Source organism: Lysobacter sp. 22409, assembly GCF_052045105.1.
GTDB classification, from domain to species: domain Bacteria; phylum Pseudomonadota; class Gammaproteobacteria; order Xanthomonadales; family Xanthomonadaceae; genus Lysobacter; species Lysobacter antibioticus_B.
Genome location: NZ_JBQEOE010000031.1, coordinates 25,394 through 49,134 on the forward strand (window position 1 = coordinate 25,394; position 23,741 = coordinate 49,134).

Consider the following 23,741-nt stretch of genomic DNA (forward strand, 5'->3'; position numbering starts at 1 on the left):
CTGCCGACACAGCGCGCGGCAACAGGCCGTTGCTATGATCGGATCAAATCATGGAGGCGGCGATGGCGAATTTCGGTTTCGGCTCGACTAATCCCGGCGATTTCGGCGCCGGCCCCGATCTGGATGCATTGGCGCGACAGTACTGGAGCGCATGGGGGCAGATGATGCGCGGTGCCGGCGCGCAGCCCTCGCAGCCGTCGGTTCCGGGTTGGAACGAGGCCGTGAACTGGTGGTCGCAACTGGCCAAGGGCGCGAGCCCGCAAGCCGACGAAACCCTGGACCGTTTCAACAGCCAGGCGCGCGGCTGGTTCGGCGAAATCCAGAAGCTGGCGGCGCAGTTCGCCGGCAGCGACGCCTCGGCCGGCGACATCGCCGGGGCCTGGAAACGCGCGCTCGGCGGCAATGCCGCCAATCCCTTCGCCGACGTGTTCGGGGCGATGCGCGGCCCGGGTCAGCAGGATCTGTCGCGTTGGGTCGAGCAGGTCGCGCCGTTTCTGGAGCGCCTGCAAGGCCAGGGCCCATCGATCCTCGGCCTGCCCGCGTTCGGTTTCGCGCGCGAGCATCAGGAGCGCCTGCAGGCGCTGGCTCAGGCGCACGTCGATTACCAGAAGCAAAGCCAGGCCTACAACGCCTTGATGGCCGAAGCCGGCCAGGATGCGTTCTCGCGTTTCGAGGACAAGCTGGCCGAGCGCAGCGAGCCCGGTCGTCAGCTCTCCAGCGCACGCGCGCTGTTCGATCTGTGGATCGATGCGGCCGAGGAAGCCTATGCCCAGATCGCCTTGTCGCCGCGTTTCCGCGACGCGTATGCGGCCCTGGTGAATTCGCAGATGCGACTGCGCGCCGGCGTGCAGAAGGAAGTCGAGCAGGCCAGCGGCGGCTTCGGCATCCCGACCCGCACCGAGATCGACGCCGCGCACCGCAAGATCGCGCAACTCGAACGCGAACTGCGGCGCCTGCGCGATGAAGTGCAGCAGGCGCGGTCCGCCAGCGCGAACGAGGCGCCGCGCCGGGCCGCGGAAGCGCCGCCCGCGCCGGCCCAGCCGGCTGCGAAACCCGCAGCGAAATCAGCGGCGAAGTCGGCCAAGGCCGCGGCGAAGAAAACCGTCAAGCCGCGCCCGGCCCAGGCCGCGGCGGCCGCCGCCAGCAAGTCGGGCGATGTGTCGCCGGGCAAGCCCAAGCCGGCGAAGAAGACCGCGATCGCCCGTCCGCAACCGCCGACCCGGCCCAGCGCCGCCGCCGCGGTGAAGCCGGCCAAGACCACGAAGAAGGCGCGCTGACATGACCTCACCGATCAATTTCAGCGCCGAATCCCTGGCTCAGGAAGCGATGCAGGCGCAGAACAAATTGCGCGCCGGCCTGGACTCGCTGCACCAGGTCGGCAACATCGACTACGGCGCGACCGAGCGCGAGGAAGTCTGGCGCGACGGCAAGGTCGTGTTGTATCGCTTCCGCGGCGACAAGGCGCCGACTGCGAAAGTCCCGCTGCTGATCGCCTACGCCCTGGTCAATCGCCCCTACATGGTCGATCTGCAGGCCGACAAGTCGATCGTGCGCGGTCTGCTCGAACGCGGCGAAGACGTCTACATCCTCGACTGGGGTTATCCGGACCGCTCCGACCGCTATCTCGAACTCGAGGACTACATCCAGCGTTTCCTCGGCGGCGCGGTCGACCACCTGCGCCGCGAGTACCGCATGGACGCGATCAACCTGCTCGGCATCTGCCAGGGCGGCGCGTTCTCGCTGTGCTATTCGGCCTTGAACCCGGGCAAGGTGCGCAACCTGATCACCATGGTCACGCCGGTTGATTTCCATACCGACGACAACATGCTGTCGAACTGGACCCGAGGCCTGGACATCGACCAGTTCGTCGACACGCTCGGCAACGTCCCGGCCGATGTCATGAACTGGTGCTACCTCACCTTGAAGCCGTGGCGTTTGTTCGTGCAGAAGTACGTCGGCCTGATCGACATCCTCGACGACAAGCGCGCGCTCGAGGACTTCCTGCGCATGGAGAAGTGGATCTTCGACTCGCCCGACCAGGCCGGCGAAGCCTTCCGTCAATTCATCAAGCAGTTCTATCAGGGCAACGGCTTCGTCAACGGCGGCATCGACATCGGCGGCCGTGCGGTCGACCTGGCCTATATCGGCATGCCGGTGCTGAACATCTTCGCCGAGCAGGACCATCTGGTACCGCCGGCCGCATCGCGGGCGCTGGCCAAGTTGGTCGGGACCGAGGACTACTCGGAACTGTCGTTCCGCGGCGGCCACATCGGCATCTACGTGTCCGGCCGCGCCCAGCGCGAAGTGCCCCAGGCGATCCACGATTGGCTGGCGCAGCGCTCGCGCTGAATACGCTGCGCCCGGCGTCCTCGCTGCACACGATGCAGCCTGCGAACTGTTTTCTCTGGCGTATCCGATTCTTCTCGCATATCCGAAGCAGGCCCCGAACCGCTCCCTCTCCCGCTGGCGGGAGAGGGCCGGGGTGAGGGCCAGCGAGGCCTGCGCATAGCCCCCAGGATGCATTGCCCCGCTGGGACGTTTAGTCTCGGCAACTCGTCAGTCAGAGAACGCTCATGAGCCGCATCCTGCTTCCCTTGCTGCTGGCCCTGCTTTGCGCCTGCGCCAGCACCGCGCCGACACCCCAGGCTGCAACGACGGCCGCAGCGGCCCCGGCTGCCGCTGCAGCCGCCACCGATTCCAGCCGCTGGGAAATCAACATCCAGGCCTTCGAGCGCGAGGACGCGGTGGTCCGCCGCCGACCCGGCAGCATCGTCTTCGTCGGCAGTTCGTCGATCCGTTACTGGCAAAGCCTGGATACGGATTTCCCCGGCGTGGCCATCATCAACCGCGGCTTCGGCGGTTCGCGCGTCTACGATTCGCTCTACTACGCCGACCGCATCGTCACCCCGTATCAGCCGCGCGCGGTCGTGTTCTATGCCGGCGACAACGACTTGTCGGAAGGCCGCACGCCGACGCAGGTGCGCGACGACTTCGCCGCTTTCGTCGAGCGCGTGCGTGCCGCCGCGCCGCAGGCGCGGTTCGGTTTCATCTCGATCAAGCCCAGCCCCTCGCGCGCGGCCTTGCTGCCGCAGGTGCGCGAAGCGAACGCCCTGGTGCGCGCTTATGCGCAACAAGCCAAGGGCGTGGATTATCTGGACGTCTATACGCCGATGATGCAGGCCTCCGGCGCGCCGCGTCCCGAGCTGTTCCTCGAGGACGCCCTGCACATGAACCGCGGCGGCTACGAAATCTGGACCGAGGTGGTCGGCGCCTGGTTGCGTACGATCTAATGCGCCGCATGGACATCGCCCGCACCCGCTTCCGCATTCCCTTGATCCGCGCCCTGGCCACGGTCGCCTTGCTTGCCGGCCTGGGCGCCGCCCAGGCCGCGCCATCGGCCCAGGCCGAGCGCGAGATCGAGCAGCTGATCCAGGCGCTCGGCAGCTCCGCCTGCCAGTTCGAACGCAACGGCAGCTGGCACGACGCCAAGGCGGCGCAGGCGCATCTGCGCAAGAAGCTGGCCTACCTGCGCAAGCGCGACCTGGCCGATACCGCCGAGCAGTTCATCGAGCGCGCGGCCAGCGAAAGCAGCCTCAGCGGCCAGGCCTACCGGGTCCGCTGCGGCGGCGCGCCGCCGGTCGCCTCGGCCGCCTGGCTCAAGGCTCGCCTCGTTCAGCTGCGCGCCAAGCCGGCGACGACGCCATCACCCTGACGCGCTAGACTGATTCCGGGCCCGCAGGAACCCGGAGCACGCCCGGATGAGCAGTACCACGCGAACGTTCTGCCGCTCGCGCCACGATCGCATGATCGCAGGCGTCTGCGGTGGCATCGCCTTGCGGATGCATTGGAATCCGGTGCTGGTGCGCGGCGCTTTCGTCGTCCTGGCCCTGGCCACCTTCCTGCTGCCGGTCGCGTTGGTGTACCTGATCCTTTGGCTGTTGATGTCGGAAGAGGGCTGCTGACTGGCTGGCCTGTTGCGAATCGCCGGCAGCACGCTCGGCATGCTCTGGACCTCGCCGATCACGGCGCTGGGTCTGCTCGCCGGCGTCGTCGGCATGCCGTTCGGCGCGCGCCTGCGTTTGCGCCGCAGCGATCTGGCCCTGGTGTTCCAGCATTGGCCGTGGGGGCCGGGCGGGGCGATCACCCTGGGCAACGTCATCCTGCACACCGGCGACAGCCTGGATTCGCCGTGCTTCACCTATGCCCACGACGCCGGCCACGGCGACGAGCCGCCGATCCTGCTCGCCGATCACGAGCGCGCCCACGTCTATCAATACATGGTGCTGGGGCTGTTGTTCGTGCCGTTGTATCTGATTTGCGGCGGCATCAGCGTGCGCAATCCGTTCGAGCGCGCCGCCGATCGCTACGCCCAGACCGGCCGCGGTTGGTGGCCTTGGTCGAAGTGAGTCAGGCGAGGAGCGAGTAGGTGCCAAGGCTGCGGGCGACTTCTCTCACTCCTGGTTCCTAGCTATTCGTCCCTACTGCTGAACGCGCCGCCGAGCGTCCTGAAGAGGTGCGCGTCAGATTTCGCTTACGAAAATTTGATCGGCAGGTAACGCCGGCGGCAGTAACTTACGCCCATCGGAGAACAACCAACGGACGAAAGTCCGATGCAATCGCTCCGATACGGAAGGCCCGGACACCCGAGGAAATCTCGAAGGCCCGGGTCTTCTCATTGCGCGTTTGGTCAGTGCGCGCGAGCAACTCAGGTGCGCGGCGACAAGGGCAGCAGCGTCGCCGATTCGCCGCCGGCCGCGCCGTTCGGGCCGAAGCGACGCTCGACGAAGGCGATCGAATCGGCATCGATCAACACCACCGTGCTGCAACGCGTGCCGTAGCGCTCGCCGAGCACGAACGGCGGCGACAGCATGCGTTCGAGTTCCAGCCCCACGCCGGTATCGGGCAGGGCCTCGTCGGGCGCGGGCGTGGAGTCGGCGAGCGCCGACAACAGCATTTCCAATTGGTCGGTGCCCGATTGCGGCACGGTCGATGCCGACGAGTCCAGCCACGACGACAAGGCGCGCGTGGCGTGAGTGCTCTTCGGCCACGGCGCGTCGAAGGCGCCGTTCGACATCGCATGCACGCCGGGCGCGACCGGCCCGGCGACGAAATGCGGATGATTGCTGGCGAACATCAAGGCCTCGCCGTCCCATAGCAGCAGATTGAAACGGCCGAACTCGGCCGCGTCGGGACGCAATGCTTCGAGATAATCGGCGGCGCCGATGCGGTCGCGCACGAACTCGCGCACCAGTCCGCCGCGCGATCGCGGTGCGGCCTCGGGATTGAGCCCGGCGCGCACGTTGGTGACCGCAGCGAAGCGGCCCGCGCTCGACGCCATCAGCCAACTGCCGCCCTGGAGCAGGTCGCGGCCGCCGTAGACCTCGGGACTGTCGGGGTCGGGCCCCGCGGCCGCGGTCGGGCGTTGATGGGCCTCGTCGCGATTGGCGATCAAGGCCAGGCGATAGCGGGGATGGTGTTGCCAGGCGAGGGCGATCAGACACATCGCGCCATTCTAGCCGTGCCCGCGCCGCCGTATTGCTCACGGTCGGCCTCGACGCGCAAGCGGCAAGCGTCGCAGCGCCGCCACGACGAATGGCAGGGGCGTCGGGGCGGGCCTGGCCATATTCTGGCCATCGTCTCATCGGCTGAGACCGCTCCACGTTCTGCTAGCTGGCGCAGAAGGGGAGACGTGTCGATGAATCGTGGTGCCAGGATGTTGCTGCAGTTGTTCGCGCCGGCCTTGGTGATCGCCGCCGGCGGCATCGCGGCCGGTACGGTACTGCTGGAACTGGGCGATACGCCCGCCGGTGCGGCGTTCGCACCGATCGCACGATCGTTGCAGCTCGGCAGCGTATGCGCCGGCTTCACGATGATGATGTATTCATTCTGGCGTCTGTGGCGCTGGGAACGCGGCTTGGAGCCGCAATGCCCTTGTGGCGGTCTGTTGTCGCGGCCCGCGTCCGGCCGTCGTGGCCACACCCGGCGATGCCTGGGCTGTCGTCGAACTCATTCAGAAAACTGATCCCCATGCTCGCAACCGCCGCCGCCATCCGATGCACCGTGACCGCCTGGCAGGCGGCGGCGCGGATGAGCACGGCGGAACGCGCGGAGTCGGTGGCGGAGCCGCAGGAAACCGGCGATGCCGCGGCCGCTTCGATGACCGCGGCGTTCGGCGCCGAGGACGATGCCGGCGAGCCGAACTGAGTCTCGGTCTGGCGTCGCGATTGGTGAGCAAGGCAAGTTCACCCGCCTTCTTTCAAAGGGGAGGCTTCAGTGGAGGTCGTCGTCGCGAACAGACCTGTGCTGTTCCCCTTGATAAAGGGGGGTAGGGGGGCGTTGTCGTTTGACGCACGCGAAAGACGACGGCGAAGCGAAGCCGGTCCCTTGCCACCCGAGCAGCCATCGCGCTCCGCGCCCCTGATCGAACCCGTGTCGGGCTTTGCGGCATCCAACCTCATCAAGACGTGCAGACGCGGAGCGTTTGCCTGGGTATACTGCGCAGCCGCTGCCGGAGTGGCGGAATCGGTAGACGCAGCGGACTCAAAATCCGCCGCCCTTAAAAGCGTGTGGGTTCGAGTCCCACCTCCGGCACCATGAAAAACAAGGGCTTAGCCGCAAGGCTAGGCCCTTTGTTTTTGCCCGCACGTCGCGCATCGACGGCGATGCCTAGGCCGATGCCGATCCGGCTGCAGTGCCGGGCCGACGTGGCCCGCCTGCGAGGTGTATCAGGATCGGCAGGTCGCGGTGCGGCCGTAGCGGTCTTCAGAAGCCGCCGTAGCGCGCCATAGCCGCGGCCACCACGAAGATCGCCGCGATCAGGACCAACTCGAAGCGCACGATGCCGCGCATCTTCGCCACTTCGCCGGCATCCGGCAGATAGCCCGGGTCGAGCGACCAGGCCTTGCGCCAGCGCAGGAAACGCACGGTCGGCAGGATCGACAGCAGGCCGACCAGGACGTAGGCGCCGAGCTTGGCGTGGAACCAGGGGTTGTGCAGATAGAAATCGTGGCCCTTGACGCCGTACCACACGCGCGCCAGGCCGATCAGCAGCAACAGGCCGGCGCAGCCGCCATAGGCGGAGTCGAGACGGGCCAGGCGTTGCAGCACGCCGCCGTCGATGGGGCCGCGCAACAGGATCGATTCGGCGACGAGCATCGACACCAGGGCGAAGATCAGCAGGTGGTGCGAGGCGGCGAGCAACAGGTCGGTCAGCATCGTCTGATCTCCGGGCGGCGGCTGAGAGAGGCAAGAAGCGAACGCGCGAATGCTACCCGGTGCCGGGCGCGCCGGCATGGGCCATCAGCAGCTTGTGTGCGGCGTCACGAGCGGACGATGGCGCGTATGCGCGCCGCTCATCGGCCTGCCGGCGATGCGGTGGTGCGGCGCCGTGTGGAACGGCGCGCTGCGGCTCAAGCCGCTTCGTCGGTTTCCAGCGACTTGTCGACGCGGCGGAACCATTCGCCGTCGCGCGGCACGAACATCGAGCAGGCTTCCATCGGCGCCTTGTAGATGTGCAGGGACACGGCGACCGAGTCGTTACTGGCGTTGCGGATGGTGTGGTACTCGTGCGGCGGGATCAGGCTGCCGGCGCTGCCCGGGCCGGCATGCATGCCGCCGGCGGCGCGGAAACGGAAGTTCTCGCCGTTGCGTTCGAGCAGTTCGAACTGGGTGATTTCGAGCTCGCCGTCCCACACGCCTTCGACGCACCACAGGCCGCTGTGGTCGTGCATCGGCGTGCCCTGGCCTGGGCCCCAGGTCATCGCCACGACGCTGTAGCCAAGTTGCGGGCTGCGGTAGATCTCGCGCCGGGCGTAGTGATCGTCGATCGGATCGAACACGCACTCGGGCAGGTGCACGTCGCGGTCGCGGATCATCTTGCACAGGGTGTTGCGCAAGGCGGCAGTGACGGCGTGTTCGTCGCCGGAAGCGACGGCGTCGTCGATGGCGGCGACCAGTTTGTCGTGGCCGGGGAAGTCGAGGTCGGGCAGGGCGTCGGTGGCGTTCATGCGGTCCATTCTACGTCTGTCCTAGCGTCCCCGCAGCTCAGCCAGGAATCCTGCGATGGCCGGCCCAAAACGGCCGATGTCGACCAGGAAGGCGTCGTGCCCCTGCGGCGATTCCAGCGGCAGGAAGCGCGAATCGGCGCCGCCGGCGCGCAGGCCCTCGGCGATTTCCTGCTGTTGCTGCAAGGGGAACAGGATGTCGGTCTGGACGCCGATCGCCAGGGCTTTTTCGACCCGGATCGCGGCCAGGCCGAGCCGCACCTGTTCATCATTGTCGGCGAGGGGCTGGCCGCAGTAGTCGCCCAGGTCGAACCAGTCCATCGAGCGGCTGAGATACAGATAGCAGTTGGGGTCGAAACGGCGGACGAAGCGGCGGGCGTGGCCTTCGAGGTAGCTTTCGACTTCGAATTCGAGCCCGAACGGTTCGTCGTCGGCGCGGTCCGACTCCAGGCGCACGCGGCCGAAGCGGCCGTCCCATTCCAGCGCCGAGCGATAAGTGATGACGCCGAGCTTGCGCGCCATGCGCATGCCCGACTCCGGGTAATGCTCGTCGTCGTAGCGGCCCTGGTTCCATTGCGGGTCCAGGCGAATCGCCTCGCGTTGCAGCGAGCGGATCGCGATGGAGAACGGCAAGGCGCGGGCGGCGCCGGAGATATTGATGTGGTTGCGCGCCAGGCCCGGGTGACGGATCAGCAGGGCCAGCGCGGTCATGCCGCCCATCGAATTGCCGATCACGCAGGCCAGGTGCTCGATGCCGAGCGCGCGCACGACATGGGCGGCCGCATCGGCGCCGTCTTCGATCGACAGCTCGGGGAATTCGAGGCGGTACAGCTCGCCGGTGACCGGGTCGACCGAAGCCGGGCCGGTCGAGCCCTTGCAACTGCCCAACGAGTTCACGCAGATCACGAACCAGTGGTCGCTGTCGATTGGCTTGCCCGGGCCGAGCATGGCTTCCCACCAGCCCGGTTCCGGATTGCCGGCATTGGCCGCCGCGTGCGCGTCGGGCGACAGGCCGGTGACGATCAGGATGGCGTTGTCGCCGGCGGCGTTGAGCTCGCCCCAGGTTTCGTAGGCGATGCGGGCGCCCTGCAGCGCGCCGCCGCGCTTCATCGGGAACGGCGACGGCAGGTCGATGTGGCGGGTGCCGGGCGGTATGAATTCGGTCATGCCTTGCGCTCGTCTGGCCGGCCGTGGGCCGGTGTCCTTGGGGTCGGAGGGGAAGGGCGGAGCGGGAAGCGGAGGCTGGCGAAGTTCGTTTCGTCCGCTCGCCCGTATCGATCGCCGTGCAGCCTAAACCATTGTTTCGGCGTGCGTGGCAGCATCATCCGTTCTGTCGTCATGCGCCCGTTCCGATGGCGAAACAGGCCTCGTTTCGAGGCCGGATCCGGACGGGCCCGGCCACGATCATTCGACCACGCGATCGACGACGATCTCGACCCTACCGCTGTCGGCCACGCGCGCGGTCGTCGGCGCGGAGGCGAGGTCGCCAGGCTGCGGAATCGCATTGCCCGACGCCGAGATGCGGGCGAGCACCTGCACTTCGGCAAGTTGGGACAGTTTCATGGTCGGCATCGGGCTGTCGCCGTCGTCGAGCCGGACTTCGATCGGGAAATCCTTGGCCGCGTGTTTCTCGACCGCAACCGGCATCGGCGCGCCGCTGGTCTGGCGGGCGAGCACGAACAAACTGGCGTTGGCCGGCAGCTTGGCCGCCAGGGCCGGCGCCAGGCTGACCTTGATCGTGATGCCGGGGCCTGCGCTTGCGGCCGCGGCCGTCTTGGCCGGCGCTTGCATCGGTTCCAGCCCGGCCTCCAGGCGCGCGCCGTTGATCTGTTCGAGCAGGCTCGCGGCGGTGCGGGCATCGACCACGGCGAGCAGCGGCTCCCAGGTCTTCGCCGCTTCGGCCGGTTGTTCGGCCTGGCGCTGGGCGATGCCGAGGAACCAACGCGCACGCTGGTGCATCGGCTGCTGTTGCAAGGCGTGCTGCAGCATGGCCACGGCTTCGGCGTCGAAACGCCGGTCCGGCATCGCCAGCGCGCGCGCCTCGGCGGCTTCGGCGAGCAGGTCGGGGTTGTCGGGGGCTAGCTTGACCGCACGCGCATAGGCATCGCGCGCTTTCGCGCTCAAGCCTTCGGCGGTGTAGGCGCTGGCGAGCAGGCGCCAGCCTTCGATCTGGTTCGGATCGCGTTCCAGCTCGGCTTCGAGCTGGGTCACCGCTTCGGCGAGGGTCTGGGGTGCCTTGACCTGCTGCGGATTGAGCGCGGCCGGCGTGCCGATCGCGAGGTACAGCGCCGCGGTCACCGCCGCCAGCGCCAGGCCGACGCCGGCACCGAGCCACGGCCGCGAGCGCCACAGCGGATACAGGGCGAATCCCAGCGCGAACACGACCAGGGTCGCGCCCGCCACCACGAACATCGTCATCGAGCTCGAACCCATCGCCACGGCCATCACCACTCTTGCTCGTCGTCGTTCGGCGCGGGCGTCGACGCCGCGCTGCGCTGGCGCACGATGCGCGCGACCACGAAGCCGCCGGCCAACAGCAGCAGGGCCGGGCCGAACCACAGCAACCAGGTCTTGGATTCGACCTGCGGCCGGTAGAGCACGAACTCGCCGTAACGCGCGACCAGGAAGTCCTTGATCTGCGCGTCGTTCTTGCCCTGGCGCATCAGCTCCAGGACCTCGCGGCGCAGATCGTGGGCGATCTGGGCGTTGGAATCGGCCAGCGACTGGTTCTGGCACATCACGCAGCGCAGCTCGGCGACGAGGGCATGGAAGCGCCGTTCTTCGCCGCTGTCGTTGAAGCTCAACGGCACCGGGTCGTTGGCGGGCTGCGCCGTCAGTGGAGCGGCAAAGGACAGGGTCAGCAGCAGGGCGAGCGAGAGGGGGCGTGCGATTCGGCGCAGCGAGTGGGTGAGGAAAGCAAATCCCCCCCGGCCCCTCTTTTTCAAAGGGGTGAGGCCCTCATGGGAGGGCGTCGCCACGAACGAACCCACTTCGTTTCCAATCGTTGCGACAAACGAACCCGCGCCGTTCGTCCCTTTGAAAAAGGGGGGCAGGGGGTATTTGCTCTTGCGCCCGAAACTCATCGCGCCTTCTCGACTTCCGCCAGCTTCGGCAGCAACTCGTCGCGGATGGTCGCGTCGGTCAGCGGGCCGACGAACTTCCAGCGCACGATGCCCTTACCGTCGACCAGGAAGGTTTCCGGTGCGCCGTAAATGCCCCAATCGATCGCCGACTTGCCTTCGAAATCGGTGACCACGACCCAGTAGGGATTGCCGAACTGCTCCAGCCAACGCAGGGCGTCGGCGTGTTCGTCCTTCCAGTTGAAGCCGATCACGCGCACGCGCTTGGTCTCGGCGAAACGGGTCAGCACCGGATGTTCGTCGCGACAAGCCGGGCACCAACTGCCCCAGACGTTGAGCAGGTAGGGCTCGCCGCGCAGGTCGTCGGACGAGAGCAGGCGGCCGGCTTCGTGCAGCACCGGCAGCGAGAACGCCGGCGCCGGCTTGCCGATCAGCGGCGACGGCAGCGCCTCGCGGTTCGGCTTGCGGCTCAGCCAAACGCCGGCGGCGAGCAGCACGGCCAACGCAGCGAATACCGCCAACGGCAACCAGCGGCTGTTATTGCCGCGCGGGGTGGGGGTACTCATGCCTGTTCTCCTGCAATGGATCCTGCGACCGCAGCGGACACGGCCGGACGCGGTTCGGGCGAACGTTCGCCTTCCTCGCGTGCATCGGCCTTGACGCGGAAACGCCGGTCGGCCGCTGCGACGAAACCACCGAGCATCATCAGCAAGGCGCCCAGCCAGACCCAGCGCACGAACGGTTTGATGTGCACGCGTACCGCCCAGGCGCCGTCGCCCAGCGATTCACCGAGGGCGACATACAGATCGCGGGTGATGCCGCGTTCGATCGCCGCTTCGGTCATGACCTGGCCGCCGCTGGCGTAGGCGCGTTTTTCCGGGTGCATGACCGCGAGCACTCGCTCGCCGTCGAACACGGTGACGGTGCCGTAGTCGGCTTCGTAGTTGGGCCCGACGCGATGGTCGACGCTGTCGAAGCGGAACGCGTAGCGACCGAGGTCCAGGCTCTTGCCCGGCGTCAGCGCGACTTCGCGCTGTACGCTGAGGCCTTCGACCAGCAGGGCGCCGACCAGGAACACGGCGACGCCGAGATGGGCCAGGGTCATGCCGAGCATCTCGGCGGTGTAGCGGGTGCCGTTGCCGCGCACGCGCGTCCACACGAAGCGCAAAGTGCCGGCCGCGACCCACACCGCGCCGCCGACGCCGGCGGCGACTTTCCACGGCCCCTGCGGCGCGAGGAAATAGGCCGCGATGGCCGCGCCGAGAGCGAGACCGGCCCAGGGCACCAGCATCGCCAAGGGGCGTGAGGGCTGCTCGCGCTGCCAGCGGAACAAGGGGCCGAACGGCAGCAACAACACCAGCGGCGTCATCAGCAACACGAACATCAGCGAGAAATACGGCGGGCCGACCGAGATCTTGCCGAGTTCCAGCGCATCGGCCAGCAAGGGATACAAGGTGCCCAGCAGGACCATCGCGCAGGCGGTGGCGAGCAGCAGATTGTTGGCGAGCAACAAGGTCTCGCGCGAACTGAGCTCGAACGGCTTGCCGCCGTCGTCGTCGCCGGACGGCACGCGCACCGCGTACAGCAGCAGCGAACCGCCGATGACGATGCCGAGGAAGATCAGCACGAACAGGCCGCGCGAAGGATCGGCGGCGAAGGCGTGCACGCTGGTCAGCACGCCGGAACGGACCAGGAAGGTGCCGAGCAGCGACAGCGAGAACGCGGCGATCGCGAGCAACAGGGTCCAGCCGCGGAAGCTGCCGCGCTTTTCGGTGACCGCCTGCGAATGCAGCAGGGCGGCGCCGGCGAGCCAGGGCATGAAGCTGGCGTTCTCGACCGGGTCCCAGAACCACCAGCCGCCCCAGCCGAGTTCGTAATAGGCCCACCACGAACCCAGGGCGATGCCCAGGGTGAGGAAGGCCCAGGCGATATTGGTCCACGGCCGCGTCCAGCGCAGCCAGCGCGCGTCGACCTTGCCGTCGAGCAAGGCGGCGATGGCGAAGGCGAACGGCACCGAGAAGCCGACGTAGCCGATGTACAGCATCGGCGGATGGATGATCAGGCCGGGGTCCTGCAGCAGCGGATTGAGATCGCGGCCTTCGGCGACCGCCGGCAGCAGGCGCGCGAACGGATTGCTGGTGAAGATCAGGAAGGCGAGGAAGCCGACGCTGATCACGCCCATGACCGCTAGCACGCGCGAGATCACCTCGGGCGGCAAGGCCTTGGAGAAGCGCGCGACCGCCGCGGTCCACAGCGCCAGCACTAGCGCCCACAGCAGCAACGAACCCTCGTGCGCGCCCCACACTGCCGAATAGCGATATGCCATCGGCAGCAGCGAATTGCTGTTCTCGGCGACGTAGCGCAGCGAGAAATCCTGGGTGACGAAGGCTTCGGTCAGGATCAGGAAGGCGAAGCCGACCAGGATCAGCTGCGCGTAGGCCGCGGGCCGCGCGATCGCCATCCACGGCGCGATGCCGCGATGCGCGCCGAGCATCGGCAGGCTGGCCTGCACGATGGAGATCAGCAGGGCGAGGATCAGGGCGATCTGGCCGAGTTCAGGCAGCATGGTAGGCGCCCTTGCAGAAGATCAGGGATGGGGCAACAGCAACGGCAAATCTCCCGCGGTCCCCCTTTTTCAAAGGGGGAAGACCAGCGGAGTTATCGAAGCGAGTAGATCCCCGAGAGCCAGTCCGTGCTGTTCCCTCCTTTGAAAAAGGGGGGCAGGGGGGATTTGCTCTCGCTACCGCAACGGTTACTGCGATCAACGCGCCGGCTCCGCGCCGCCGGGGGCGGCGACGTCGTGCTTCTTGTGCGCCGCGCCCATCTTGTCGGCGACTTCCTTCGGCATGTAGGTCTCGTCGTGCTTGGCGAGAATCTCCTCGGCGACGAAGGTGTCGCCCTGCATGCGGCCGGTCGCGACCACCGCCTGCTTCTCGCGGAACAGGTCGGGCAGGATGCCGGTGTAGGCGACCGCCAACTCGGCGTCGCCGTCGGTGACGCGGAATTGCGAATCCAGGGTGCCCTGGGTGCGCTTGAACGAACCCGCCGCGACCATGCCGCCGAGGCGGAAACGCGCTCGCTCGCTGGCTTCGCCGCGCAGGATCTCGCTCGGCGTATACAGATAGGCGACATTGCGCTGCAAGGCGGTGGCGACCAGGGCGGTCGCGGCGCCGGCGGCGGCGACCAGTCCGACTACCCAGAGCAGGCGGCGACGGCGAGTGGGGTTCATCGGCTCAATTCACTTGTCTGGCTACGCGCTGCGCTGCGGGCCGCGCGCGCGCGCGCCAGGCGCAATTCGCGGCGGATCTGCAGCCGGCCGGCGACGAAGTCCCAGCCCAGCACGATGGCGAAAACCGCATACGCGGCGATGATGTATTCCTGGTATTCCATTATCGGCGGCCCTCGCTCGTGGCGCCGGCGAGTTCGGCGACCCAGGCCTTGCCCTGTTCGCGGCGCAGGTTGTCGGCGCGCGCCCGCGTCAGCAGGGCGCCGATGAACCACAGCTTGGTGCCGACGATCATCCAGATCAGCGGCGCCATCATGCTCGCGTCCATGCTCGACTTGCCGAGCAGGCTGATGGTCTGGCCCTGGTGCAGCGAGTTCCACCACACCACCGAATAACGGATCACCGGCAGCAGGGCCACGCCCACGATCGCCAGCAAGGCGGCGGCGCGCGCCGCGGCGCGGCGGTCGTCGATGGCGTTGTACAGGCCGATCACGCCGAGATACAGGAACAGCAGGATCAGCTCGGTGGTCAGGCGCGGGTCCCAGTCCCACCAGGTGCCCCACATCGGCTTGCCCCAGATCGAACCGGTCGCCAGTGTGATCAGGGTGAAGCCGGCGCCGATCGGCGCGCAGGCCATAGCCAGGATCTCGCACAGTTTGATGCGCCAGACCAGGGCGATGGCGGCATAGAACGCCATCAGGGCGAACACCGCCATGCTCATCCAGGCGCTGGGCACGTGGATATAGAGGATGCGGAAGCTGTCCTTCTGTTGGTAGTCGGCCGGCACCAGGAACAGGGCCGAGTACAGGCCCCAGGCCATGACCAGCAGGCCCAGGCCGTAGCCCCAGGGCGCCCAACGCGCGGCGAAGCGGTCGAAGTAGGGCGGCGAGCCGAGTGTGTGGAACCAGCGGACGAGGGGATTCATTCAGTGGTTCGTTCGGGGTCTGGGTCGCGAGCGGCCTGGAGCGGTGGGACGCGGCCAAGCGGCGGCCGCGCAGGATCTGTTCGGTGCGATCAGTTCAATGCGATGCGGATCGCCGCGGCGGCAGCCAGCGGCGCCAGCAACAGGGCGACCACCAGTCCGGCGGCCAGCAACAGCAACGCGCCTACCGGGTCCAATCCCTGGGCCGAGCGAGCCACGCTGCCCGCCCCGAACACCAGCACCGGGACATACAGCGGCAGCGCCAACAAGGCCACAAGGATACCAGAGCGCCGCATCCCGACCGTCAGCGCGGCCACGACCGCGCCGAGCAGACTCAGCAGCGGCGTGCCCAGCGCGAGCGAGGCCAGCAGCACCGGCAATTGCTCGCGCGGCAGGTATAGCAGCTCGCCGAGGAAGGGGGTCGCGACCAGCAGCGGCAGGGCGGTAGTGGCCCAGTGCATGAAGGTGCGCACCGCGACCAGCCAGCCCAGCGGCACCGGCGCCAGCATCCATTGCTCCAGCGAGCCGTCCTCGGCGTCGCCACGGAACAAGGTGTCGAGGGCGAGCAGGCCGGCCAGCAGCGCCGACAGCCACAGCACCCCGCCGGACACCTTCGCCAAGGCCTGCTTCTCGCCGCCCAGGGCCAGGGCGAACAGCACCACCACCAGCAAGGCGAACAGCGCCGGCTGCAGGGCGTCGCCGCGGCGGCGCCAGAGCAGGCGCAGGTCGCGCGCCATCAGGGCGCGGGCCGAGCCGATCAGGCCGGGCGTGGCGGCGGTCAGGCTGGGATTGCGTTGGCGCGCGCTCATGCCGCCTTCTCCATGACCAGCATGCGGGTGCGCACCGGCGGCGCGGCATAGGCGCCGTGGGTGGTGACCAGGGCGGCGCCGCCCTCGCGCAGGTGTGCCTGGACCATCCGATTGACCAGTTCGATGCCTTCCAGGTCGAGATTGGCGTAGGGCTCGTCGAGCAGCCACAGCGGTGCCGGCGCCATCCACAGGCGGGCCAGCGACAGGCGCTTCTTCTGTCCGGCCGACAGCTGGCGGGCGAGGGCATCCTCGTAGCCGGCCAGGCCGACGATGGCCAGGGCGTTCTCGGGCAGTTGGCCGCGCCGGCGCCCCTGCAGGCCGCACAGGAAGTTCAGGTTTTCCATCGCGCTGAGGTCGGCCTTCAGCCCGGGCAGATGGCCGAGGTAAGCGATCGCCCGGGCGCGGCGCGCCGGGTCGGACGGTTCGCCGTCGAGTTCGATCTCGCCCTCGTCGGCCCGCAACAGACCGGCCAGTACCCGCAGCAGCGTGGTCTTGCCGGCGCCGTTGTCGCCCTGCACGAGCAAGGCCTCGCCGGCGTCGACCGCGAAATCGAGCGGCCCGAACACGGGTTCGTCGTTGCGCGCAAAGCGCAGTCCGCGGGCTTGCAACAGCGGCGGGGCAGTACGTTCGTGTGAGGTCATCGGTCGGGTGCGGGCGCCCGGTCGGGTCGCGGAGCGCGCATTTTATGCGAGTCCGCCGCCAATCCCCCATGAGCGAGCGAGGGCGAGGGCGGCCGCGCCGGCCCGGATCGCGCCCGACTCAATCGCCGAGCCAGTCGGTGTATTCCGAGCGCTCGGCATTGGCCGGGCGCGCGATCAGCATGCGCAAGCGCACCGGCTCGCCGCGGCGCCAGGCCAACACCCCGGCCTGGCCGAAATCGCGGGCCAGGGCATGGGCGAGGCTTTCGTCGAGGTCGGCCAACAGCCAGCCCGGCTCGCGCCATTCGCCTGCGCTGTCTTCGGCCCAGGCGGCGTGGCGTTGCACCCCAGCGGCATCCAGGCGCGCCACCAGTCGTTCGTCGGCGGCGCGGTTGGCGCTGTCGGAGTGCGGTTCGGACGCCGGGTTCCAGGCGGTCACGAACATATAGTGAGTCGCCGGCCAGTACGCTTCGAGGTCCCTGGCCGGGCGGCCGACCCGTAAGGGCAGCGCGTCTCCGTCGAGGGCCACCGCATAGTCCGCGGCGGCGTAAGCGACCGCCAGTTCGGCAGCATTGACGACTTGTAGTTCGCGCATGGCGTCAGTGTCCCGAGCCTGGGCGGACAGTGCAATGCCCGTTGATCGGCGGCTGTCCAATGGGTCGGGCGCATATCGATATGTCGACTCGGACGGCTTGCGGCCGGATGCGATCTAACGGCCTGCAACACCGCACCGTTACACTCGATGCCCCGTACGCGATCCGTTCCCGGCCCATGACGCTCGAAACCAAGCTGCCGAAAGTCGGCACCACCATCTTTACCGTGATGTCGCAGCTCGCCCTCGAGCACCAGGCGGTCAATCTGGGTCAGGGCTTTCCCGACTTCGACGTGCCGGCGCGGCTGGTCGAGTCGCTGGCGCGGGCGATGAAGGACGGCAAGAACCAATACGCGCCGATGACCGGCATCCCGGCCCTGCGCCAGGCCATCGCCGCCAAGACCGAGCGCTGCTACGGCCACCGTCCCGACGCCGACAGCGAGATCACCGTGGTGTCCGGCGCCAGCGAGGCGATCTTCGATGCGGTCCAGGCGGTGGTCCGCCCGGGCGAAGAAGTGATCGTGCTCGATCCCTGCTACGACAGCTACGAGCCGGCCATCGACCTGGCCGGCGGCCGCGCCGTGCATGTCCCGCTCGACCCGCAGACCTTCGCCGTCGACTGGGACCGGGTGCGCGCCGCGATCACCCCCAAGACCCGGCTGTTGATGATCAACTCGCCGCACAACCCGTCCGGGGCCATGTTCGATGCGAAGGACATCGCGCGCCTGAGCGAGCTGCTGCGCGAGCACGATATCTGGCTGTTGTCGGACGAAGTCTACGAACACATCGTGTTCGACGGGCTGCGCCACGAGTCGATCCTGCGCTACCCGGAGTTGCGCGCGCGCGCCTTCGTGGTGTCGAGCTTCGGCAAGACCTACCACTGCACCGGCTGGAAGATCGGCTACTGCATCGCGCCGCCGGCGTTGTCGGCCGAGTTGCGCAAGGTCCATCAGTACAACAGCTTCTGCAGCTTCGCCCCGGCGCAGTGGGCTTTCGCCGAGATGATCGAGGCCGAGCCGGAGCACTACCTGGGCCTCGGCGATTTCTACCAGGCCAAGCGCGATCGGTTTCGCGAGCAACTTTCGACCACGCGCCTGAAGCCCCTGCCGGTGCCGGGCGGCTATTTCCAATTGGTCGACTACTCGGCGATCAGCGACCTCGACGACGCGGCCTTCTGCCGTTGGCTGACGATAGAGAAGGGCGTCGCGGCGATTCCGCTGTCGCCGTTCTACGAGTCGCCGCCGGCCGGGCAACGATTGGCGCGCCTGTGTTTCGCGAAGAACGAAGCGACCCTCGACGCGGCGATCGAACGCCTGGCCAGACTTTGAGTCGCAACTCTAGATTGCACTTTTTTCGTCGACCCACTTGCCGAAAGCTTTGACTTCGGTCTAATCTTCGTCTACGAGTGTCGTCAGACACACGTTTAACGGTACTACCGTGCTGTAGGGGAGTTCATGGACAGAACGATGATTACGCGTCGCGCGACTCGCGCGGCCTTACTTTCGCGACCCGGTGCAGAAAGGGCAGGCGTGTTACGCACTGCCACTGCAAAGGTGTCCGCCGTCTCATTTTGGCCGGCTTCGGTCCAGCAAATCCGTTACCAACAATGACCGCGGCGGGGCCAGTCGCGACGCACTGGCGAGTCCAGGCGTGGCTGGCGGCCTCAGCGGCGATTTCGTGCGTCAGTTCAATCAAATAAAGCCGGGGAAAGCGTGAGACATACAACTGCAACCAGCCCTCGTTTGTGGGTCGCGATTTTGCTGGCGATTGCGCTGGCAGGCTGCGCCACTCGACCCGCGCCGGATTTCGGCGGCCGCTGGAAGCCGGTCAACCGGTATTCCGAAGCCCCCAGTGAAATCCCGCTGCACCAGTCCTACGTGTTCTATCCGTCGCCGATGGACGGCACGTTGAAGAACATGCTGACGCGCTGGGCGACCGATTCGAATATGACCCTGGATTACCAGCATTATTCGGACTTCACCCTGCACCAGGCGGTGTCGCTGATCCACACCACCAGCCTGCCCGATGCGGTTTCGCAGCTGAATTCGGCGTATGCCGCGCAAGGCGTGGTCATCGCCCGCGAAGGCGACAAGATCGTGGTCCGCTCGGCCGTCGCCGCGCCGGCGCCGGGTCCCGCCGCGGCGCTGCCCGAGCCGGAGTCGAAGGCCAGCCGTCACGCCAAGACCAAGAGCGAGGCGGCCCCGGCCGAATCGCCCTCCGCGGATGCGGCGCCCTCGTCGGTCTCGACGACGGCGGTCGCGCAAACCGCAGCTCCGACGCCTTAACCATCGAACGGCTAACGCCGACCCGCTTGAGCGATCCGGTCTGCGTGCGCGAGCACGCGCGGTCGCCGGCAACGATTCCATAGTTATGGATGCAACATAAGATGTTCGGAAAAAAGCCCGTAACTCCGCAGATCGAGAACGCCGTCGCCAAGGCGGCCAACTACGAAGTCACCGTCGCCGACATCGCGCGACGCAGCGAACGCCGCGCCTGGATGGTGGCGTTCGCCTCGTTGGTGATGTCGCTGATCCTGGCCGGCGGATATTTCTACTTCCTGCCGCTGAAGGAAAAGGTGCCGTACCTGGTCATGGCCGATGCCTACACCGGCACCTCGACCGTGGCCCGCCTGCGCGACGACTTCGTCAACCCAAGCATCGCCAGCAGCGAGGCGATCAACAAGAGCAACATCTCGCACTTCGTGATGGCGCGCGAGTCCTACGACCACTCGCAGATCGGCGAGCGCGATTGGAGCACGGTGTTCGCGATGGCGGCCCCGCACGTCACCAGCGGCTACTCGCAGCTGTACGGCAACACCAATCCGAACAATCCGATCACCATCTTCGGCAAGGCCAAGACGGTCCGGGTCAAGATCCTCAGCATCCAGCTCAACGGCGAGCAGAACACCGGTCCGAAGCCGAAAGTCGCCACGGTTCGTTTCCAGCGCAGCGTGCTGAACAAGGACACCGGGTCTTCCGAGCCTCTGGACAGCAAGATCGCCACGATCGAGTACCTGTACAAGTCGAACCTCAAGATGGACGAGCGCAATCGCGTGCTCAATCCCTTGGGCTTCCAGGTGACCGGTTACCGCGTCGACAACGACTACGCCGCTTCGCCGCCGATCCAGAGCGAGTATCCGACCACGCCGGGCGCGGCTCCTGCTCCTGCTCCTGCTCCCGCGGCTGCGCCGCAGGGCCAGCTCATGCCCGACGGCACGATGGCGCCGGCTCCCGCTTATCCCGGCGCGGCTCCGGCCGCTCCCGGCGCCGCCCCAGGCTACCCGCCGACGGCACCGGCCCAGCCGGGCCAGCCCGGCGCGCCCGTTCCCCCCAATCCCGCCGCCAATCCGGCAATGACGCCGGCGGCACCCGCACCTGCACCGACTGGCAATGCGAATGGAGTCAGCAACCGATGAACTGCCTGCGTAAACACCGCTTGGCCGCCCTGCTGTTTCTGGCGGTTTCCGGCCTCGCGCTACCTGCCACGGCCCAGGTTATCCAGGAATACGAATACGAAGCCAACCGTATCTATCCGGTACGTACCGGCCTGGGCATCACCACCCAGATCGAGCTGAGCCCGAGCGAGAACATCCTCGACTACAGCACCGGCTTCAGCACCGGCTGGGATCTGAGCCGCCGCGACAACGTCTTCTACATCAAGCCCAAGAACGTCGACGTCGACACCAACATGATGATCCGTACGAGCACGCACTCGTACATCTTCGAGTTGAAGGTCGTCGCCACCGACTGGCGCGTGCTCGAGCAGGCCAAGCAGGCCGGCGTGCAGTACAAGATCAAGTTCGTCTACCCGAACGGCACCGAGTTTTCCGGCGCTCAGGAGACCAAGGTCGAGCCGGTTCCGGAGTTGAACACGACGCTCGACAAGAACCGCGTCTACAACTTCGACTACCAGTATTCGACCCGCAAGAAGCCCTCCTGGCTGGTGCCGACCAACGTCTACGACGACGGCCAGTTCACCTACATCAAGATCAGTGGACTGAAGAGCCTGCCGACCGGCAATTTCCCGGCCGTGTTCGGTCGCGAACGCGAAGGCAGCGAGGATTTCGTGGTCAACACCACGGTCGAGAACAACACGATCGTCGTCCACGGCACCTATCCCTACTTGATCATCCGGCACGGCAACAACGTCGTCGGTCTGCGCAGGAAGAAGCAGAAATGAGCCAGAACATGCCGCCCAACCCGCCTGGCCGCCCCGAGGACAACACGGGCACGTCGCAAGAAGGCAACTACGGCTACGCCGGTGCCAATCCCTATTACGGCCAGCAGGCCAGCGGCCCCGCGCCGGACCTGGATGCCGGTACCCCGACCCTGAAGTCTGCCGAAGCGCAAAAGCTCAACCGTAAGGCGCTGCTGTTCCTCGGCGGCATCGTGCTGTTGTTGATCATCGCCGCGCTGTGGATGTTCAACCGCGCGACTTCCGACGACGACGAGACGAAAAAGGTCAAGGAAGAGGAGATCAGCATCCCGGCGCTGCCCAAGCCGATCGAGGCGCCGTTGCCTCCGCCGGAGCCGATGCCGCCGATGCCGCCCTTGCCGATGGCCGAGCCGATGCCGCCGCCGCAGCCGCAGATGAACCAGCAGCCGCAGGAACAGGTCGAAGCCGGCCCGCGCGGTCCCAGCCTGATGGAACGCCGCATGGGCGAAATGGCCGGGCAGGGCGGTGGTAGCGGTGGACAAAGCCAAGAGGACCGCGTCGCGGCCCAGATCGCCGCGGCCGAAGCCCGCCTCAACCCGAAGGCCGCCGTCGTCGAGCCGCCGAAGGAAGTCGCCTTCGCACAGCCGATCTACAACCCCGATACCTTGCTGGTACGCGGTACGTACATCCGCTGCGTGATGGAAACGCGAATCGTCACGGATCTGCCGGGCTTTACTTCGTGCATCGTCACCGAGCCGACCTACTCGATCAACGGCCGTCGTCTGTTGCTGCCGAAGGGCTCGAAGATCTCCGGTCGCTACCAGAACGACAACATCAACGGCCCGCGCGTTTCGGTCATTTGGGATCGCATCACCACCCCTAACGGCATCGACGTCAACATGGCCAGCCCGGGTATCGACAACCTCGGCGGTGCCGGCCACCCCGGCGATTTCAACGCGCACTGGGGCAGCCGTATCGCCTCGGCGCTGATGATCAGCCTGATCAGCGACGCGTTCAAATACGCAGCGGCCAAGAACGGTCCGGAAAGCACCACGATCACCAATAGCGGCAACGAGATCCAGCAGCCGTACGAGAGCAACACCGCCCGTGCGATGGAGCGCCTGGCCAACCAGGCCCTGGACAAGAGCATCAACCGTCCGCCGACCGTGACCATCAACCAGGGCACGATCGTGAACGTCTATGTCGCCAAGGACGTCGACTTCTCGTCGGTCCTCAGGTGATATCGACCACAGTGGTTAGTTGAGAGAAATGGATACAGACAATTCACCGATCGCCCAGGTATCCAACGCGTTCCTGGAATACCAGTACCAGGTGCTGGGCATCCACGAGTACATGAGCTCGCCGGATGTGACGGAAATCTGTATCAACCGGCCGGGGGAGCTCTATCTGGAGACCCGGTCGGGCTGGAACCGGATCGAAGTGCCGGGCCTGACGTTCGATCGGGCCCGGCAGTTCTGCACCGCGGTCGTCAACGAGAGCAACACCGGCCAGCGCATCACCGATGCCGACCCGGTGGTCTCGTTGACGTTCCCGACCGGCCAGCGCGCCCAGTTCGTGATCCCGCCGGCGTGCGACGCCGGCAAGGTCTCGATCACGATCCGACTGCCGTCCAAGCACAGCAAGACCCTCCAGCAGTACGAGGAGGACGGCTTCTTCGCCCAGGTCGTCGAGCAGACGCACGTGCTGAGCGAGCACGACCGCGAGCTGCTGGAGCTGCGCGCGTCGAGGAACTACGCCGAATTCTTCAAGAAAGCCGTCCAGTACAAGAAGAACGTCGTCGTCGCCGGCGCTACCGGCAGCGGCAAGACCACCTTCATGAAGTCGCTCGTCAACCACATTCCGGCCTACGAACGGCTGGTGACGATCGAGGACGCGCGCGAGCTCTTCATCGAGCAGCCGAATGTGGTGCACTTGCTCTACTCAAAAGGTGGACAAAGCACGAGCAACGTCACGGCCAAGAGTTGCATGGAGGCCTGCCTGCGTATGAAGCCCGACCGGATCATCCTGGCCGAGTTGCGTGGCGACGAATCGTTCTACTTCATTCGTAACTGCGCCTCGGGCCACCCGGGATCGATCACCAGCTGCCACGCCGGCAGCATCACCCAGACCTGGGATCAGCTGGCGTTGATGGTGAAGGCTTCGAACGAGGGTTCGGGATTGGAATTCGCGGTCATCAAGCGTCTGTTGATGATGACCATCGACATCGTCGTGCACATCAAGGCCCACGCCGGGCAGCGCTATATCACGGGTATCGATTTCAATCCGGAACGCGCGCACGCCGAATAGGTGCGCTGC

The 23,741-nt window shown here is 66.9% G+C and carries 27 protein-coding genes, 1 tRNA gene and 1 pseudogene; 15 read left to right on the top strand and 14 right to left on the bottom strand.

Annotated features, from left to right (window positions below):
• Nucleotides 1-62: 62 nt before the first annotated feature.
• The 6 genes from phaE to ACTJJK_RS15740 all read left to right on the top strand — a co-directional run bounded on the left by phaE (nt 63) and on the right by ACTJJK_RS15740 (nt 4,406).
• Complete coding sequence (gene phaE / locus ACTJJK_RS15715) at nt 63-1,277, top strand: class III poly(R)-hydroxyalkanoic acid synthase subunit PhaE (RefSeq protein ID WP_440730666.1); 1,215 nt, start codon at nt 63-65, stop codon at nt 1,275-1,277.
• A 1-nt stretch (nt 1,278) separates the two neighbouring features.
• Entirely contained in the window at nt 1,279-2,349 is a 1,071-nt protein-coding gene (locus ACTJJK_RS15720; protein ID WP_031370714.1) for a class III poly(R)-hydroxyalkanoic acid synthase subunit PhaC, read from the top strand.
• Between the two features lie 224 nt (nt 2,350-2,573).
• A complete protein-coding gene (locus tag ACTJJK_RS15725) occupies nt 2,574-3,290 on the top strand; it encodes an SGNH/GDSL hydrolase family protein (protein WP_031370715.1) in 717 nt (238 codons plus the stop codon).
• A gap of 8 nt (nt 3,291-3,298) precedes the next feature.
• On the top strand, nt 3,299-3,712 hold the full coding sequence (locus tag ACTJJK_RS15730; RefSeq protein ID WP_051884479.1) for a DUF5329 domain-containing protein: 414 nt from the start codon (nt 3,299-3,301) through the stop codon (nt 3,710-3,712).
• 46 nt (nt 3,713-3,758) lie between these two features.
• Nucleotides 3,759-3,962 (top strand): PspC domain-containing protein, encoded by a 204-nt coding sequence (locus tag ACTJJK_RS15735; RefSeq protein WP_031370717.1) that lies wholly within the window; start codon nt 3,759-3,761, stop codon nt 3,960-3,962.
• Between the two features lie 39 nt (nt 3,963-4,001).
• Nucleotides 4,002-4,406 (top strand): hypothetical protein, encoded by a 405-nt coding sequence (locus ACTJJK_RS15740; protein WP_223619621.1) that lies wholly within the window; start codon nt 4,002-4,004, stop codon nt 4,404-4,406.
• A 299-nt stretch (nt 4,407-4,705) separates the two neighbouring features.
• On the opposite strand, the gene ACTJJK_RS15745 is transcribed toward ACTJJK_RS15740, so the two are convergent.
• Nucleotides 4,706-5,503 (bottom strand): NRDE family protein, encoded by a 798-nt coding sequence (locus ACTJJK_RS15745; protein WP_440730667.1) that lies wholly within the window; start codon nt 5,501-5,503, stop codon nt 4,706-4,708.
• A gap of 192 nt (nt 5,504-5,695) precedes the next feature.
• Between ACTJJK_RS15745 and ACTJJK_RS15750 the strand changes: the two genes are divergently transcribed.
• The 3 genes from ACTJJK_RS15750 to ACTJJK_RS15760 all read left to right on the top strand — a co-directional run bounded on the left by ACTJJK_RS15750 (nt 5,696) and on the right by ACTJJK_RS15760 (nt 6,594).
• Nucleotides 5,696-6,022, top strand: a complete 327-nt coding sequence (locus ACTJJK_RS15750; protein WP_152566087.1) for a hypothetical protein — start codon at nt 5,696-5,698, stop codon at nt 6,020-6,022.
• A 5-nt stretch (nt 6,023-6,027) separates the two neighbouring features.
• Entirely contained in the window at nt 6,028-6,204 is a 177-nt protein-coding gene (locus ACTJJK_RS15755) for a hypothetical protein (RefSeq protein WP_408953538.1), read from the top strand.
• A 303-nt stretch (nt 6,205-6,507) separates the two neighbouring features.
• Nucleotides 6,508-6,594: transfer RNA gene (locus tag ACTJJK_RS15760), tRNA-Leu, on the top strand.
• Nucleotides 6,595-6,762: 168 nt separating this feature from the next.
• Here ACTJJK_RS15760 and ACTJJK_RS15765 read toward each other — a convergent pair.
• The 13 genes from ACTJJK_RS15765 to ACTJJK_RS15825 form a co-directional block, all read right to left on the bottom strand.
• Nucleotides 6,763-7,215: a DUF2214 family protein gene (locus ACTJJK_RS15765; protein WP_440730668.1), complete on the bottom strand. Its 453-nt coding sequence runs from the start codon at nt 7,213-7,215 to the stop codon at nt 6,763-6,765.
• Nucleotides 7,216-7,409: 194 nt separating this feature from the next.
• Entirely contained in the window at nt 7,410-8,006 is a 597-nt protein-coding gene (locus ACTJJK_RS15770) for a cysteine dioxygenase family protein (protein ID WP_031370722.1), read from the bottom strand.
• A gap of 21 nt (nt 8,007-8,027) precedes the next feature.
• Entirely contained in the window at nt 8,028-9,170 is a 1,143-nt protein-coding gene (gene metX, locus ACTJJK_RS15775; RefSeq protein ID WP_031370723.1) for a homoserine O-acetyltransferase MetX, read from the bottom strand.
• A 237-nt stretch (nt 9,171-9,407) separates the two neighbouring features.
• Nucleotides 9,408-10,421 carry a tetratricopeptide repeat protein gene (locus ACTJJK_RS15780; protein ID WP_223619622.1) on the bottom strand — a complete coding sequence of 338 codons (1,014 nt, stop codon included), beginning with the start codon at nt 10,419-10,421 and terminating at the stop codon, nt 9,408-9,410.
• A gap of 26 nt (nt 10,422-10,447) precedes the next feature.
• Nucleotides 10,448-10,894 carry a cytochrome c-type biogenesis protein CcmH gene (locus tag ACTJJK_RS15785; RefSeq protein ID WP_031370725.1) on the bottom strand — a complete coding sequence of 149 codons (447 nt, stop codon included), beginning with the start codon at nt 10,892-10,894 and terminating at the stop codon, nt 10,448-10,450.
• 188 nt (nt 10,895-11,082) lie between these two features.
• On the bottom strand, nt 11,083-11,649 hold the full coding sequence (locus ACTJJK_RS15790) for a DsbE family thiol:disulfide interchange protein (protein WP_440730669.1): 567 nt from the start codon (nt 11,647-11,649) through the stop codon (nt 11,083-11,085).
• Entirely contained in the window at nt 11,646-13,649 is a 2,004-nt protein-coding gene (locus ACTJJK_RS15795; protein ID WP_440730670.1) for a heme lyase CcmF/NrfE family subunit, read from the bottom strand. Before ACTJJK_RS15795 ends, ACTJJK_RS15790 begins: the two co-directional genes overlap by 4 nt.
• A gap of 195 nt (nt 13,650-13,844) precedes the next feature.
• A complete protein-coding gene (gene ccmE / locus ACTJJK_RS15800) occupies nt 13,845-14,312 on the bottom strand; it encodes a cytochrome c maturation protein CcmE (protein WP_031370728.1) in 468 nt (155 codons plus the stop codon).
• The gene (ccmD, locus tag ACTJJK_RS15805) at nt 14,309-14,473 is read right to left on the bottom strand and encodes a heme exporter protein CcmD (protein ID WP_223619585.1); all 165 of its coding nucleotides are present in this window, start codon (nt 14,471-14,473) and stop codon (nt 14,309-14,311) included. Before ccmD ends, ccmE begins: the two co-directional genes overlap by 4 nt.
• A complete protein-coding gene (gene ccmC / locus ACTJJK_RS15810; protein WP_031370730.1) occupies nt 14,473-15,234 on the bottom strand; it encodes a heme ABC transporter permease CcmC in 762 nt (253 codons plus the stop codon). The genes ccmD and ccmC overlap by 1 nt, the downstream gene beginning before the upstream one ends.
• An 89-nt stretch (nt 15,235-15,323) precedes the next feature.
• The gene (gene ccmB, locus ACTJJK_RS15815; protein ID WP_036148003.1) at nt 15,324-16,040 is read right to left on the bottom strand and encodes a heme exporter protein CcmB; all 717 of its coding nucleotides are present in this window, start codon (nt 16,038-16,040) and stop codon (nt 15,324-15,326) included.
• Nucleotides 16,037-16,681 carry a heme ABC exporter ATP-binding protein CcmA gene (ccmA, locus tag ACTJJK_RS15820; RefSeq protein ID WP_031370732.1) on the bottom strand — a complete coding sequence of 215 codons (645 nt, stop codon included), beginning with the start codon at nt 16,679-16,681 and terminating at the stop codon, nt 16,037-16,039. Before ccmA ends, ccmB begins: the two co-directional genes overlap by 4 nt.
• Nucleotides 16,682-16,799: 118 nt before the next feature.
• Entirely contained in the window at nt 16,800-17,273 is a 474-nt protein-coding gene (locus ACTJJK_RS15825; protein WP_051884444.1) for a DUF3293 domain-containing protein, read from the bottom strand.
• A 176-nt stretch (nt 17,274-17,449) separates the two neighbouring features.
• On the opposite strand from ACTJJK_RS15825, the gene ACTJJK_RS15830 reads away from it, so the two are divergent.
• The 6 genes and pseudogenes from ACTJJK_RS15830 (at nt 17,450) to virB11 (ending at nt 23,732) form a co-directional block, all read left to right on the top strand.
• Nucleotides 17,450-18,598 carry a pyridoxal phosphate-dependent aminotransferase gene (locus tag ACTJJK_RS15830; RefSeq protein ID WP_440730671.1) on the top strand — a complete coding sequence of 383 codons (1,149 nt, stop codon included), beginning with the start codon at nt 17,450-17,452 and terminating at the stop codon, nt 18,596-18,598.
• A gap of 414 nt (nt 18,599-19,012) precedes the next feature.
• Nucleotides 19,013-19,375: pseudogene (locus tag ACTJJK_RS15835) on the top strand (hypothetical protein); the annotation flags it as partial.
• 281 nt (nt 19,376-19,656) lie between these two features.
• Nucleotides 19,657-20,685: a virB8 family protein gene (locus tag ACTJJK_RS15840; RefSeq protein WP_440730672.1), complete on the top strand. Its 1,029-nt coding sequence runs from the start codon at nt 19,657-19,659 to the stop codon at nt 20,683-20,685.
• Nucleotides 20,682-21,449, top strand: a complete 768-nt coding sequence (locus ACTJJK_RS15845) for a TrbG/VirB9 family P-type conjugative transfer protein (protein WP_031370737.1) — start codon at nt 20,682-20,684, stop codon at nt 21,447-21,449. Before ACTJJK_RS15840 ends, ACTJJK_RS15845 begins: the two co-directional genes overlap by 4 nt.
• Nucleotides 21,446-22,666 carry a TrbI/VirB10 family protein gene (locus ACTJJK_RS15850; RefSeq protein ID WP_031370738.1) on the top strand — a complete coding sequence of 407 codons (1,221 nt, stop codon included), beginning with the start codon at nt 21,446-21,448 and terminating at the stop codon, nt 22,664-22,666. The genes ACTJJK_RS15845 and ACTJJK_RS15850 overlap by 4 nt, the downstream gene beginning before the upstream one ends.
• A gap of 28 nt (nt 22,667-22,694) precedes the next feature.
• Nucleotides 22,695-23,732: a P-type DNA transfer ATPase VirB11 gene (gene virB11, locus ACTJJK_RS15855; RefSeq protein ID WP_031370739.1), complete on the top strand. Its 1,038-nt coding sequence runs from the start codon at nt 22,695-22,697 to the stop codon at nt 23,730-23,732.
• Nucleotides 23,733-23,741: the final 9 nt, after the last annotated feature.